Source organism: Rhodococcus sp. R1101, assembly GCF_000278445.1.
Lineage (GTDB): Bacteria > Actinomycetota > Actinomycetes > Mycobacteriales > Mycobacteriaceae > Rhodococcus > Rhodococcus gordoniae.
Window position 1 is genome coordinate 1 of sequence record NZ_AJVB01000055.1, and the last position, 14,618, is coordinate 14,618.

12 protein-coding genes are annotated in these 14,618 nt (G+C 68.3%); 6 read left to right on the forward strand and 6 right to left on the reverse strand.

Annotated elements, in window-relative coordinates; translation table 11 throughout:
• On the forward strand, nt 1-630 hold a 630-nt coding region (locus R1101_RS0106455; protein WP_016932647.1), incomplete at its 5' end, for a Na+/H+ antiporter NhaA.
• 109 nt (nt 631-739) lie between these two features.
• The gene (locus R1101_RS0106460; RefSeq protein ID WP_016932648.1) at nt 740-1,402 is read left to right on the forward strand and encodes a universal stress protein; all 663 of its coding nucleotides are present in this window, start codon (nt 740-742) and stop codon (nt 1,400-1,402) included.
• On the opposite strand, the gene R1101_RS0106465 is transcribed toward R1101_RS0106460, so the two are convergent.
• Nucleotides 1,374-2,270: an alpha/beta fold hydrolase gene (locus R1101_RS0106465; RefSeq protein WP_016932649.1), complete on the reverse strand. Its 897-nt coding sequence runs from the start codon at nt 2,268-2,270 to the stop codon at nt 1,374-1,376. The two genes, R1101_RS0106460 and R1101_RS0106465, sit on opposite strands and share 29 nt — an antisense overlap.
• 138 nt (nt 2,271-2,408) lie before the next feature.
• Here R1101_RS0106465 and R1101_RS29430 point away from each other — a divergent pair, with 138 nt between their 5' ends.
• Together R1101_RS29430 and R1101_RS0106475 are read left to right on the forward strand one after the other, a co-directional pair.
• Nucleotides 2,409-3,959, forward strand: coding sequence for a cytochrome P450 (locus R1101_RS29430; RefSeq protein WP_016932650.1), 1,551 nt, complete (start codon nt 2,409-2,411; stop codon nt 3,957-3,959).
• Nucleotides 3,907-5,895, forward strand: coding sequence for a thiamine pyrophosphate-dependent enzyme (locus R1101_RS0106475; RefSeq protein WP_332306993.1), 1,989 nt, complete (start codon nt 3,907-3,909; stop codon nt 5,893-5,895). Before R1101_RS29430 ends, R1101_RS0106475 begins: the two co-directional genes overlap by 53 nt.
• Before the next feature lie 16 nt (nt 5,896-5,911).
• Here R1101_RS0106475 and R1101_RS0106480 read toward each other — a convergent pair whose 3' ends face one another.
• Nucleotides 5,912-6,619, reverse strand: coding sequence for an HNH endonuclease family protein (locus R1101_RS0106480; protein WP_026002956.1), 708 nt, complete (start codon nt 6,617-6,619; stop codon nt 5,912-5,914).
• A 41-nt stretch (nt 6,620-6,660) separates the two neighbouring features.
• Complete coding sequence (locus R1101_RS0106485; protein ID WP_016932652.1) at nt 6,661-7,683, reverse strand: beta-ketoacyl-ACP synthase III; 1,023 nt, start codon at nt 7,681-7,683, stop codon at nt 6,661-6,663.
• 163 nt (nt 7,684-7,846) lie between these two features.
• Between R1101_RS0106485 and R1101_RS0106490 the strand changes: the two genes are divergently transcribed.
• Nucleotides 7,847-8,455, forward strand: coding sequence for an SAM-dependent methyltransferase (locus R1101_RS0106490; protein WP_016932653.1), 609 nt, complete (start codon nt 7,847-7,849; stop codon nt 8,453-8,455).
• Between the two features lie 97 nt (nt 8,456-8,552).
• Entirely contained in the window at nt 8,553-10,388 is a 1,836-nt protein-coding gene (locus R1101_RS0106495) for an acyl-CoA dehydrogenase (protein WP_016932654.1), read from the forward strand.
• Nucleotides 10,389-10,457: 69 nt separating this feature from the next.
• On the opposite strand, the gene R1101_RS0106500 is transcribed toward R1101_RS0106495, so the two are convergent.
• The 3 genes from R1101_RS0106500 to R1101_RS26005 all read right to left on the reverse strand — a co-directional run.
• Nucleotides 10,458-12,056, reverse strand: a complete 1,599-nt coding sequence (locus tag R1101_RS0106500; RefSeq protein WP_016932655.1) for an FAD-dependent monooxygenase — start codon at nt 12,054-12,056, stop codon at nt 10,458-10,460.
• Nucleotides 12,020-12,529 carry a hypothetical protein gene (locus R1101_RS0106505; protein ID WP_232284690.1) on the reverse strand — a complete coding sequence of 170 codons (510 nt, stop codon included), beginning with the start codon at nt 12,527-12,529 and terminating at the stop codon, nt 12,020-12,022. Before R1101_RS0106505 ends, R1101_RS0106500 begins: the two co-directional genes overlap by 37 nt.
• 306 nt (nt 12,530-12,835) lie before the next feature.
• On the reverse strand, nt 12,836-14,618 hold a 1,783-nt coding region (locus R1101_RS26005; protein WP_016932657.1), incomplete at its 5' end, for a VanW family protein.

Below are 14,618 nucleotides of genomic sequence, written 5' to 3' on the forward strand. Positions count from 1 at the left end.
CTGCTTCCCCTCGCCGCGGTCACCTGGTGGCTCGTTCACGAGTCGGGTGTGCACGCGACGATCGCCGGTGTGCTGCTCGGCTTCCTCGTGCCGATCTCCCGGACGGTCGCCGGCAAGAGGATTCCCGTCGCCGAACACATCGAGCACCGCATCAGGCCGATCTCGGCCGGACTCGCCGTGCCGATCTTCGCCTTCTTCGCCGCGGGCGTCACCGTCGGTGGCTTCGACGGGTTGGCGAACGCTCTCACCGACCCCATTTCGGCAGGGGTGATCGCCGGACTGGTGGCCGGCAAGGTGATCGGGATCTTCGGCGTCGCGTATCTGGTCGCGCGGTTCACCGGCGCGCGTCTGGACGAGGATCTGAGCTGGACGGACGTACTCGGTGTCGCGCTGCTCGGCGGCATCGGATTCACGGTCTCGCTGCTGATCGGCGACCTGGCCTACGGAGCCGGCACAGTCGCCGCCGACCACGTGAAGGTCGCAGTGCTGTGCGGATCCCTGCTCAGCGCGGTCCTCGCGTCGATCGTCCTCACCACCCGCAACCGTGCGTACCGCCGTATCGCCGCGCGCGAACAGATCGACGAGGACGGTGACGGTGTCCCCGACGTCTATCAGGACCGGAGATCGTGACGATCCGGACCGGGGTACCGGCAACACCTCGGGTTCGGTCGCTGCTGATCACTGTCATCGCTGCGCGTCTCGCCGACCGCGCCTCGTCACCGTCTGCCAGGAGGGCAATGTGAACTGGACGATCTTCGCCGTCTTCATCACCGCGTGGGTGCTGATCGGGCTGGCAACCGGGGTGTGGATGGCGCGGCGGGGACACGACCCGCGGTGGACGCTGATCGCCGTGATCCTCGGCCCCTTGTTCGTTCCGGTCGCCTACGAGCGCGTCGAGCGCCGACCCCGGTCGGTGGCCTCCGCGCCGATCGCGATGTGGGGAACCGAACCGCCGGAAACCGGCAATCTCCGCGTCATGGTCGGCATCGACGGATCGGTGGAGTCCGACCATGCACTGCGCGTCGCGCGTCGACTGTTCGGCCCCGGCGGGGGTGTGCTCGAACTCGTCGCGGTGGTGTCGTACGACGACGGCGGCACGGACGAGTCGGAAGCTCTCCATGTGGCGAGGCAGCGACTCGCGGGCGCTGTCGACGCCGCGGAGGACGTCCCGGCGGGCATGGCGGTTCTGGCCGGCCCGGCGGGCGAATCCCTTCGCTGGTTCGCCGAGGAGCGCCGAGCCGACGTCCTCGTCGTCGGGCGGCGCGGTCGTGGCATGTCCACCAGGATCCTGGGCAGCGTCGCCGAACACCTGACCGGCCATTGTGCGGTGCCCGTACTCGTGGTCGCCCCCGACGGCCACCGACCTCGCGGCGTCAGTCGTCCCACAACTCCAGAACAGTAGTGAGGATCTCCTCCGACGCACCGAGACCACCGAGATGGCTTTCTCCGGGCAGGTGGTGGAACTGTGCGTCGGGCAGCAGGTCCACCACGTGCAGGCCGTGCTCGATCGGGATGATGTGGTCGGTGTCGCCGTGCCACCACCGCACGGGCACCTTCACGTCGGAGACGCGGAAACCCCAGTCGCGGGTGAACACGACGGTGTCGGAGAACGGCGCGGAGATCTGACGTCGGCTGCCGTTGAGCAGGTCGTCGAGGAACATCGCCTTGAACTCGGGGCGGGCGAGCAGCCGACGGTCGGCCTCGGGTGACAACCGCCCGTACAGGTCGATGATCGGCGACGCGAACGGGCGCACCACGCGGATCGCCGCGCTCACCGCCACGCCGATCGGGACGCTCGCGGTCTGCAGCGCCGGCGCGACGAAGGTGCCCAGCTTCATCAGGTTGCTGCCGATCGCCTCGGGACCGACGACCGGTGCCACACCGCCGAGGACCGCGGCTGCGACGACTCGTTCGCGCAACGCGTAGGCCGCGGCGAGGGTGTACGGCCCGCCGCCGGACAGGCCGACGAGCGCCATGCGGTCGACACCGAGGGTGTCGGCGACGATGCGCAGGTCGTCGCTGAACGCCAGGACGTTCTCGTAGATGTGCGGCGTCGACGAGCCGATCCCCGGGCGATCGATCCCGATGAGGCGGAGGTGGTTCCGTTCGGCGAAGGCGCGGGCCTCGATGGGCACCTGCCGGCGCGCGCCGGGCGTGCCGTGCAGCCAGAACACCGTCCGGCCTTGCGCCGAACCGAACTCGGCGAAACCGAGCCGCCGGCCCTCCCCGACCGCGACGGTGCCTTCGAGTTTCGGGCGTTCGACGTCCATGGCGCCAGCATGGCACGCACCCGCACGCCCGACCAGCGTCCGTCCCGTGGGACGAATCGATGCAACCGAGATGTGATGCACGCTACATTGGAATCCGACTACAGCCAGCGTCAGATCCGACCACCCGGAGATGTGCCCGTGACGGAGATGCTTGCTCCCCCACCTCCCGGCCTCGCTCCCGTCCCGGGCGACAGCGGCCTCCCCTACGTCGGATACGCGCTGAAATACATGCGCGATCCCGTTGCGGCATATACACATCGCTACCACGAGCACGGCCCGGTGTCGTGGTTCCGCTTCGCCGGACGGCCGTGGGTGGTCCTGCTCGGACCCGACGCCGTCGGCGCGGCCCTGCAGAACCGCGACCGCGCACTGCTCAACGGACCGGGCTGGCGCGCCCTGATCGGGCCGTTCTTCGACCGCGGACTCATGCTGCTCGACGGCGACGAGCACACCGCGCACCGCCGCATCATGTCGCAGGCGTTCACCCGCGACCGCCTCGCCCTCTACACCGACCGCATGCACCCGTCGATCGAACGGACCCTCGACGGCTGGATCCCGCGCGAGGGTTTCCGCGCGTACCCGGCGCTCGAGGAACTGACCCTCGGGCTCGCGACGGAGATCTTCATGGGCGGCGCCGAAGGCTCGTCCGATCACGAAATGGAGGAAGTGAACCGGGCTTTCATCGGCTGTGTGCAGGCGGCCACCGCCATCGTGCGCTACCCGCTGCCGGGCACGCGGTGGCGTCGCGGCATCGTGGGCAGGGCGCGCCTCGAGAAGTTCTTCCGGCACTATCTCCCCGCGCGTCGCGCGGGGAACGGCGACGACATCTTCTCGGTGCTCTGCCATGTCGAATCCGAAGAAGGAGAACGGTTCTCGGACGACGACGTGGTCGACCACATGATCTTCCTGATGATGGCGGCCCACGACACCTCGACGATCACCCTGTCGACGGCGATGCAGTATCTCGGCCAGTTCCCCGAATGGCAGCAACGCTGCCGCGAGGAATCCGACGCGCTCGGCACCACCACGCCGGGTGTCGACCGACTCGACGAACCGACCTCGCTGGACCTGGTGATCAAGGAGTGCCAGCGGCTGGTGACCCCGGTGCCGGGTGTCGTGCGACGCGCGGCGAAGGACACCGAGATCCTCGGCCACTTCGTCCCGAAGGGAACCCTCCTCGATCTCGGTATGCACTTCTCCCACCACATGCCCGAATTGTGGCCCGATCCGGAACGTTTCGATCCCGAACGTTTCTCGCCGGAGCGCCGCGAGGACAAGGTGCACAAGTACGCGTGGGCGCCCTTCGGCGGCGGCGCGCACCGGTGCCTGGGCATGCACTTCTCGGGAGTTGAGATCAAGACGGTGCTGCACCATCTGCTGCTGCGTTTCCGCTGGCACGTGCCGGCCGACTACGTCGCGCCGATGAACTTCACGTCGTCGCCGTTCCCGAACGACGGGGTCCGATCCACCTCCTTCCGAGGTGATCGGGGCGTAGAAAGAAGGGGTGACCGCCGCCGACGAACTCGACGAACGTTTCGTCACCGCGGTGCGCGCTCTGCCCGGGCACGCACCGCCGTCGCGGCCGGTCGACCGGCGGGTCGGCGACGACCTGCTGGTGCGGTACTTCGACGCCCAGGTGCAGTCGCGGCACCTCGATGTCGCGGCCCGCACCCTGCAGGAACGCGGTGAGGGTTTCTACACCATCGCGTCGGCGGGGCACGAATCGAACGCAGCGCTCGGCCTGTGTTCGCGCGTGACGGATCCCGCTCTGCTGCACTACCGTTCGGGCGGTTTCTACGCGGCTCGCGCGTCGCTCGTCGAGGGCAGCACCCCGATCCGCGACGTGCTGGCCGGATGCGCGGCGTCCACACTCGATCCGATCTCGGCGGGTCGGCACAAGGTGTTCGGCAACGCCGCGCTGAACATCCTGCCGCAGACGTCGACGATCGCCTCGCACCTGCCGCGCGCCGTGGGTCTGGCCCTCGCATTGCCGAGGATGCGGCGTCTCGGGCTCGACGCGGCCTGGCCGTGGGATTCGGTGGTGGTGTGCAGTTTCGGCGACGCCTCGGCGAACCATTCGACGGCCGTCGGCGCTTTGAACGCGGCCGCCTACTGCCGTCATCGCGGGTTGCCGTTGCCGTTGCTGCTGGTGTGCGAGGACAACGGACTCGGCATCAGCGTGCCCACCCCGCCCGGTTGGCTCGAGCGGTCGCTGTCGTCGTATCCGGGGATCGAGTACCGATCGGTGGACGGAGCCGATCCGGTGGAGATGCTCACTGCCGCAACCGATGCGGTGGAGACGGTGCGTACGACCCGGGCTCCGCTCCTGCTGCACGTGCGGGCGGTGCGTTTCCTCGGTCATGCCGGTTCCGACGTCGAATCGGCCTACCGCAATCCGTCGGATCTCGCCGCCGATCACGAACGGGACCCTGTGGTGGGCACGGCCCGCGAACTCGTCGCGCGTGGAGTGCTCGATGCTGCAGGGGTTCTCGACCGGTACGAGCGGATGCGGGTCGAGGTCGACTCCGTCGCGGCGTCGTTGCGCAGACCGCCGCGCTCGGCGTCGGCCGCCGAGGTGATGCGCCCGCTGGAATCCGGGTTCGTGCGCGTCGACGACGACCCGCATCCCACCGGCGAACCGCTCACCCTCGCCCGGGCCGTGACCCGCACGCTCGGGCGGCTCCTCGAGGAGGACCCCCACGCCTGCGTGTTCGGGGAGGACGTCGGCGCCAAGGGCGGGGTCTACGGCGTCACCCGAGGACTGCGGGAGCGCTTCGGACGCCTGCGCGTGTTCGACACCCTGCTCGACGAGCAGACGATCCTCGGCACCGCGCTGGGCTTCGCCGTCGCGGGCATGTTGCCGATCCCGGAGATCCAGTACCTGGCCTATCTGCACAACGCCGAGGACCAACTGCGCGGCGAAGCGGCGAGTCTGGCGTTCTTCTCCGACGGGCGGTACCGCAATCCGATGGTCGTGCGTATCGCGGGCCTGCCCTACCAGCGCGGCTTCGGCGGGCACTTCCACAACGACGATTCCGTCGCCGTCCTCCGCGACATCCCGGGTCTGGTGCTGGCCGTGCCGAGCTCACCCGCCACGGGCGGCGCCCTGCTGCGCACGTGCGTCGAGCTGGCCCGTCAGGAGGGCCGGGTGTGCGTGTACCTGGAGCCGATCGCGCTGTACCACCGGCGCGACCTGTACGACGACGGCGACGGACTGTGGCAGCAGGTTCCCGACACCGCCGGGCTCCCACCGGGATCGGTGCGCACCTACGGCGACGGGCGCGACGTGCTGGTGGTGACCTTCGGGAACGGGGTGCCGATGAGTCTGCGTGCCGTCCGTCGCGCGGGAGTCGCGGCGACCGTCCTGGACCTGCAGTGGTTGTCGCCGCTGCCGACGACCGCGCTGCTCGAACACGTCCGTCGCTTCGAGCGCGTGGTGGTCGCCGACGAGACACGTCGCAGCGGAGGTGTCGCCGAAGCGGTCGTCGCGGCGCTCGTCGACGATGAGTGGCCGGGCAGAATCACCCGGGTCACCTCCCGGGACAGCTACGTACCGCTCGGCCCCGCGGCCGCGCATGTACTGATGTCGGAGGACGACATCGTCGCGGCACTGCGTGAGGGGTGATCAGCAGGAGGCGGGATCAACAGGCAGCAAGGATCCGCGCCATCGCGTCGTGTTCCGCCTGGGTGACCCACAGTTCGTAGGCCGTCTTCACCTCGATCTGCCGCACGACGTACTCGCAGTGGAAGGCGGTGTTCGGCGGCAGCCACTCCGACGCGTCGGAGTCGCCCTTGCCCTGGTTGGTGGGGCCGTCGACGGCGATCAGGTTGCGCGGATCGTTCGCGAGATTCCGCTTCTCCTGATCGTCCAGATGGCGGGCGCCCTTCTTCCACGCATCGGACAGGGCGACGACGTGGTCGATCTGCACGGCGGACGAAGTGTCGATCCCGCGGCGGAAGGAGATCGTCTTCCCCGTGTACGGGTCCTCGAGGGTGCCGGCGGTGACGGTGCACTGCTTCTTCCCGGACTCGAAGGAGACGTCGACGAGGTCGCGCCGGAGGATGTCGTTACGAGTGTCGCAGCCGTTGCGCCCCAGGTCGACGGTCACCTCGTCGGTCCAGGCCGAGCCGAACAGTGAGCGGTCGTAGCCGCTCTGCGATTCGGCGGGCCGGACGGGCAGTGCCGCCAGCGCCTCGAGGGCTTCGGAGGGGTTCTCGACCGTGCCCCCGCCGGTACCGCCCGGCTCGTCGTCCCCCATCGGTTCGAGGAGGACGACGGCCACGGAGACCACGATGAAGCACAGGATCCAGACCCAACGGGGAACGGACGACGTGCGAATACTCGCCATATGTCGATACTGCTACCGAGTCGTACTGCTACCGCTGCTTCCTACTTCGCGAGCGGGGGCATCTTCACGACCTGGCCCGCATAGGACAGGCCGGCCCCGAACGCGAGGAGCAGCGCGGTGGATCCGACCTCGACCTGGCCGGTGCGCAGCATCTTCTCCATCGCCAGCGGGATGGACGCGGCGGAGGTGTTGCCGGTCTCGATGATGTCGTCGGCGACGGCGACGGTCTCGGGCAGTTCGAGCTGCTTGACGATGACGTCGTTGATGCGCAGGTTGGCCTGGTGCGGGACGAAGGCGTCGAGGTCCTCGAGGGCCACGCCGGCCTTGTCGGCGATCTGCCGGGCGTACTTGCTCATCTCGAAGGCGGCCCAGCGGAAGACCGCGGTGCCCTCCATAATGATCCAGGGACGCTTCTGGTTCGGGTTGGTGGCGAAGTCGACCCAGTCGGGTTCCTGACGGATCGCGTTGGCCTGGGAGCCGTCGGAGCCCCAGACGGTGGGGCCGACACCGACCTCGTCGGACGGGCCGACGACCACGGCACCGGCACCGTCGCCGAAGATGAAGCGCACGGAGCGATCGGTGGGCTCGGTGGTGTCGCTCATGCGCTCGACACCGACGACGAGCACGTGCTCGGCCGTTCCGGCGCGCACGAGATCGGAAGCGACGCCGAGGGCGTAGCAGAAGCCCGCGCAGCCGGCCTGGATGTCGAGCGCCGCGGCGCCGCCGGTGCCGATGCGGTCGGCGACGAGAGCCGCGGCCTGCGGGGTCTGGTAGGGGTAGGTGGAGGTCGCGACGATCACCGTGTCGATCTGCGCACCGGTGAGGCCGGCAGCCGTGAGGGCCTGCTCGGCGGAGCTCGTCGCCATGTCGACGACCGATTCCTTCGGATGCTGCTCGGCGAAGCGGCGCTCCTTGATACCGGAGCGCGACTGGATCCATTCGTCGCTCGAGTCGATCTGCTCGCAGATCTCGTCGTTGGTGACGATGCGCTCGGGGCGGTGCACACCCAGACCGAGCAGCGCGCTGTTCCTCAGCGGGGCGGGGACAGCGATCTGTGCACCCATCAGACGAACTCCTCCTCCTCGACGCACCGCGTGTCGGCACATCGCATCCGGTCCACGATATCGCAGGTCACGATTTCGTCACAGCGCTACCCCGACGATGTGCTTCCGTGACCCTCACCGCAAGTAGAGGTCCCGTTCACGACGCGGGGCTAGCGTCGCGGGCATGGATGCACAGGCATGGAACGAGAAGTACGCGACGTCGGACATGATCTGGGGCACGCCGCCCAATCCGGTGATCGTCGAACACGTGGCGTCGCTACCACACGGGAGGGCCCTCGACCTCGGCTGCGGCGAAGGTCGCCACTCCTTGTGGTTGGCGACGCGCGGCTGGGAAGTCGTGGGTGTCGACTTCTCCGAGGTCGCCCTCGACAAGGCCCGCCGGATCGCCGCACAGGCACCGTCCCGCTCGCGCGACCGGCTCCACTACGTCCGGGGTGATGTGACGGCCGACTCGTTCGACGGCGAATATGACTTGATTCTCTCGGTCTTCCTGCATTTCCCTCCGCCACAGCGGAGGGCACTTCTCGACCGCGCCGTCGATGCGCTGAAACCCGAAGGAATCCTCATATTTCTCGGGCACGACGCAACAAATCCCGACGACGGCGTGGGCGGGCCGCAGGACAAGGAAATTCTCTACACACCAACGGATCTCGTCGACGAAATCGACGGAAGGCTGGACATCATGATTGCCGAACGGCGCTATCGGGAAACCGATGCGGGAACGGCGATCGACGCGCTCGTCGTGGCACGGAAACCGCCCCTTGGCAGTTAGTTGCCTGACGAGTAACATAGAGATGTTACCGACGAGTAATAACTTGGGCGGTACTTGAAGCCGGCTGGACCGCACCACACTGGGAGACACGGACGACATGGGCCACTACAAGAGCAACCTCCGCGACCTCGAGTTCAATCTGTTCGAGTTCCTGAAGATTCAGAAGGTCCTCGAAGCAGGCAAGTTCGGCGACCTGGACGAGGACACCGCGCGCGGCATCCTCGCCGAGGTCAAGGCCCTGACCGAGGGGCCGGCGGCCGAAGGCTTCGCCGATGCCGACCGCAACCCGCCGGTCTTCGACCCCGAGACCCATTCGGTGTCGCTTCCCGAGCCGTTCAAGAAGTCGTTCCGCGCCTGGTGGGACGCCGGTTACTGGTCCATGGGCATCCCCGAGGAGCTCGGCGGCACCGACTCACCGCGCAGCCTCCTGTGGGCCGTCAACGAGATGATGCTCGGCGCCCAGCCCGCGGCCTTCATGTACGCGGCCGGCCCTGCCTTCGCAGGCGTGCTCTACGACAACGGCACCGATGAGCAGAAGAAGTGGGCCGCCACCTGCGTCGAGCGCGGTTGGGGCGCCACCATGGTCCTCACCGAGCCCGACGCCGGTTCCGACGTCGGCGCCGGTCGCACCAAGGCGATCAAGCAGGACGACGGCTCCTGGCACATCGAGGGCGTCAAGCGGTTCATCACCTCGGCCGACTCCGACGACCTGTTCGAGAACATCTTCCACCTCGTCCTCGCCCGCCCCGAGGGTGCCGGCCCCGGCACCAAGGGCCTGTCGCTGTTCTTCGTCCCGAAGTTCCACTTCGACTTCGAGAAGGACGAGATGGGCGAGCGCAACGGCGTGTTCGTCACCAACGTCGAACACAAGATGGGCCTCAATGCCTCCGCGACCTGCGAGGTCACCTTCGGTGGCCACGGCGTTCCGGCTCAGGGCTGGCTCGTCGGCGAGGTCCACAACGGCATCGCGCAGATGTTCGACGTCATCGAGCACGCCCGCATGATGGTCGGCACGAAGGCCATCGCGACCCTGTCGACCGGCTACCTCAATGCCCTCGACTACGCCAAGGAGCGCATCCAGGGCGCCGACCTGACGCAGATGTCCGACAAGACCGCGCCGCGCGTGTCGATCATGCACCACCCCGACGTGCGGCGTTCGCTGGCGATGCAGAAGGCCTACTCCGAGGGCCTGCGCGCCGTGTACCTGTACACCGCGGCGCACCAGGACGACGTCGTCGCCGAGCAGGTCTCGGGTGCCGACGCCGCCCTCGCGCACCGCATCAACGACCTGCTGCTGCCGGTCGTCAAGGGTTGCGGCTCCGAGCGGGCCTACCAGTACCTGAAGGATTCGCTCCAGACCCTCGGCGGTTCGGGCTTCCTGCAGGACTACCCGATCGAGCAGTACATCCGCGACTCGAAGATCGACTCGCTGTACGAGGGCACCACGGCCATCCAGGCGCAGGACTTCTTCTTCCGCAAGATCGCCCGCGACCGTGGCGTGGCGCTCGCCCACATCGCCGGTGAGATCAAGAAGTTCGTCGAGCGCGACGACGCCGATCAGCGTCTGAAGAAGGAGCGCACGCTCTTGGCCACCGCGCTCGGCGAGACCCAGACGATGGTCGCGACGCTCACCCAGTACCTGATGGGTGCGCAGGAACAGCCCACCGAGCTGTACAAGGTCGGCCTCGGCTCCGTCCGTTTCCTCGAGGCATTCGGCGACCTGATGATCGGCTGGCTGCTGCTCGAGCACGCCGAGATCGCCCTCGGTGCGCTCGATGCCGGCACCGATGCTGCGGACAAGGCGTTCTACGAGGGCAAGGTCGCGGCAGCGTCCTTCTTCGCCAAGAACGTGCTGCCCGAGCTGAGCGTCGCGCGTCAGATCATCACCGACGTCGACCTCGACATCATGGAACTCGACGAAGCCGCGTTCTGATCGAACCGCTCACCGCGGTAGTGCGAACGGCCGCTGCGACTCTCGGCAAGAGGGTCGCAGCGGCCGTCGTCATCGGCCGGGCCGCCCTGCCCCGGCAGGCTCGGCCGTACCTGTTACCGTGCGCAGCCACCGATCCAGGGTGGACGGATCACCGGAGTCGTCGCGGTAGCCGATGTATCCGTCCGGTCTGACGGCGAGAATCCGGCGCGGCGGCCATGTGTCGATCGGATGACAGGTCACCGCCACCGTCCCGGATACCGGGTGCAGAAGTGTTGCCGGGCCGTGCAATACGTGAATACCCGGTGAGCAGGTCAGGTCGTGCACCCGGCTCGCTCGTCCTCTGGTGACCACCTCGATGTCGGGAAGCGGGTCGCCCGCCTGCAGTCGGCCGGCCCCGCGGCACCGATGTCCTTCGGTGATCGGGCCGGCGCGGTACGAAACCCAGTCCTGCGACAGCGTCGCGCCCGCCGTTGCGGTGAGCAGATGAAGCCGCGACAGGGCGGGCACGGCCGGGGCCACCGCCGGCAGCACGGCGGTACGGAGGAAGCGGAACGGCAGTCGCGAATCCCCTTCCGCGTGCAGGATCAGCTCGGTAAGGGTGCCGACCTTGTGGGCGACAGGCCGTCGCTCCGCGTCGTACGATGCGAGCAGACGCTCCGGATCGGTCGAACCGCCGCACGCGACAGCAAGCTTCCATCCCAGATTGGCGGCATCCTGCAGCCCGGTGTTCACTCCCTGCGCGCCGGCAGGTGAGAACACGTGGGCCGCGTCCCCTGCAAGAAATACCGGACCCGACCGGAATCGGGCCGCCCGAGCGCGCTGCAACCGTACACGTGTCGACCACGCTGCCGCGCCCACTTGCCCCGGAAGATTCGCCCCCTCGAGCACGGTTCGGATCTCGGACACGGAGACCGGCGGCCCGTCGCGTCCCGGCGGGACGTCGTCTCCGGTCGCGGCCCGGGTGGCGACGAGCCGCCAGCGCGCTTCGTGCTCCCCTTCCGGGAAGAGGAAGCCGATGCCGGCAGGGCCCGCCCCGATGTGAACCGTGGTCGGGGACAGATCCTCGAGGTCCAGATCCGCGAGTACCGCCTCCTCGCGATAGGTGTGACCGTGCCACGGGATCCGAATCGAGCGGCGCACCGTGCTGTCCGCCCCGTCGCAACCGACCAGGAACCGGCAATGCACGTATCGGTGCCCGCCACGGGTACGCAACCGGGCGAGAACCCCGTCCCGGTCGTTCCACAATCCGTCGAGCTCGGCACCTGTCAGGAGGGGAACTCCGCTGTCGGCCACTGCCCTGTGCAGTGCCGATTCGAGGAGCGCCTGCCGAACCATCAGCGGTTGCCGGAACCGGTCCGGTACCGCGAGATCGGCGAGCGCGACGTCGACCGTCCGCTCGCCGAGGTGCAGCTGTGTGCGCAGTCGCGCAAGGGACCGCGATTCGAGTTCGTGGACGACCCCCAGCGGGTGCAGTGATTCCAGCGTGCGCGACCACAACAGCATCGAGCGGGAGGGCCGCTGCAACTCGGTGCGACGCTCCGCCACGCAGACGCCGGCACCGTGCCTGTGGGCATGCAGCGCCACCGCGGCACCGACGGGACCGGCACCGACGACCAGGATGTCGACTCGGTTCAGCGCAGGCCGACCGGAACCGTGGGCTGCCACCACGTCTTCGTCTTCTCTGCGTGCGAACCCGATAACAGTTCCGGGCGGCTCAGCGCATCGTCGCGGTGTACTCCCGGCACGATGTGCGCCCTGATCGAGCCGGTGACACTGACCAATCCGAGTACCCAACTCAAGGCGCGCACGTAGGAAGCGGCCCGCTCGGCGCCGTCCCATTCGTAGATGCCCCGATAGCAGCCGTGCTCGTCGTGCGTCATCCACAGTTTCGAGCGGAATCCCGGGAACCCGACGAACATCGGAATGTTCAGCCAGCTCTCCAGCCGAAAGGCGCGATGAGCGGGACCGCGGATGCCGCGCAGGACGAATCCGACGACCAGTAGGGCCGGGTCGTCTGCTCTGCCGTCGTCCACTCGGGTCTCGCGATACACCACAGCGCTACTGCCGTCGGCGAACCGCACCCGCTGCCCCACATTCCTACGGGGATTGTGCAGCCGTCGTGCGCGAAGCAGACGAACCATGCCGACGGCGCTCTCGAGCACTCGCGGGGCGGCTCGGCGAGCAGGTGGCGGAGTCACAGCATCGTGATCCGCCTCGGCCGGGTCCGAGCGTGGTCGAGGTGGCGGAACGTTTTCAGCCGACCGAGACATTGTGGTCTCCACAGTCCGTCGCACGGTTGTCGTGCACCCAGAGTAGAAGCCCGAGTGGGGTCCGGGAAGAGCGAGAACCCCGACGCGGCGCCGCTCCCCGAGTGACGAAAAGGGGAGGTTGTGTGCGAGTTCTTCACCGGAACCGCACACAACCTCCCCACATTTCGAGGACGTCCGCTATTCCTCCTCGGGGCCGCCCGTCGCGGGTTCCCCGGCCGCAGGCGATTGCGGTGCCGGCGCGGGCGCATCCGCCTCGGCGTCGCCGGACGCCGCAGCGTCTCCACCGCCCGAGGGCTCGTCGCTCGGCTCCGGCTCGGGGCTGACGCACTTGACGACCGGGACCGGGTCGTAACGGACCGTGCGCGTCGTGTTCGAAATCTGCGCGCCCGTCCGGGCATCGGTGACGATCCGGGTATCGGTGACCGTGAAGCCCTGCGCGCCGCTCGAAGGAATGCACGAGGGGCCGGCGGGCAGCGTGATGGTGTTGGGCGAGGTGTAGTTCGTGCGGTTGCCCGTGACGGACTGGACGTCGACCGTCTTCGTTCCCCAGATGCGCACCGTGATGTCGGAGCTGGTGCCGATCGTCTGGATCAGCACACCCGTGTCGAACGGGTTGCGGAACTTCAGGTCGATCGCGCCATCGTAGATCGTGGCCTCACGCGCGGCCGGGTACCGGGAGATGTAGTAGCTGTGCTCGGTGTGCTCGACGTCCTCCATGCCGGCGAAATAGGTCGCGTTGTAGAGGGTGGTCGCGAGCTGGCTGATGCCGCCGCCCACGGCCTTGCCGGGACGTCCGGCCTCGATGATGCCCGACTCGATGTAACCCTGCGCCGCACCACGTGGTCCGGTGTAGTCGTTGAACGAGAAGGTCTCCCCGGGCTCGACGATGGCGCCGTTGATCTCCTGCGCCGCCAGGCGGATGTTCACACCGGACGCGTACTCGAACCCACCGGTGGTGTACTCCGCGACCACTTCCTTGATGCCGAGCTTCTCGGCACCTTCGGTGGTGAGTTTCGGCTCGGCCTTCTTGTACACCGCGTCGATGCTGCGGTCGCCCTCCTGCTTCAGCAAGTCGGGCAGTTTCTCCAGGGTGACGGGCCAGTCGACCATCTCACCGGTCTCGCTGGGCACGATCGTCGGACGACCGCCGTCGAGGACGATCCGCGCATCCTTCGGTTCGGTCTCCGACGGCGCGAGCTGCGGCGCGAGGATGCCGATCGCGGCCTCGGTGTCGTACTGCGGTTCGAGTCCCCCCGACCCGTCGGGCACGAACGACAGGACGGCGCCCACCGCATCACGCGGCAGCACACCGATGGCCCCGTCGAGTCCCCGGACGACCAGGTCCTGCGCCACAGCCGGGACGGCGACCTCCGCGAGCGCCCGGTCGAGGCCCTCGCGGGTGACGGTGACATCGACGCTCTCGACGGGCAGCGAGACGTTGCCGGACGGCCAGCGCTCGGCGAAGACGTCGCCCGCGACAGCGACGTCGAGTTGCTGACCGGGCTGCGGCGTCACCGGGACGGGTGTGCCGTCCTCGAAGACGATGTTGCCCTCGCGCGGTTCGTGCGCAGCGGCGGCGGCTGCCTTCTCGATGGCCGCCGAGAGGGCGGCCTCGTCGCGCGTGGAGACCACGCCTACCTCGTCGTTCCCGAAGAAGGACGCCAATCGCGTGAACGGATTGAGCGGCTGCGCACCCACATTGTCGAGGGTCGCCGGCCAATCGATACCGATGCCGGCCTCCGACGGCACGAGCTGTCCCCGAGTGTCGCCGGCGGTGACGTCCACAGGAGCGTCGAGCCGCGGCGTCAGTTGTTCGGTGAGCTCCGCCTCGGCCGCGTCGAGCGACATCCCGCCGATCTCGACCCCCGCGACGGTGACCCCACGCGGGACCTTGCCCGACGACATCGCGAGATCGGCCACGTACAGCACGGCGAGCAGCGCGACGACCCCGCCGACGACC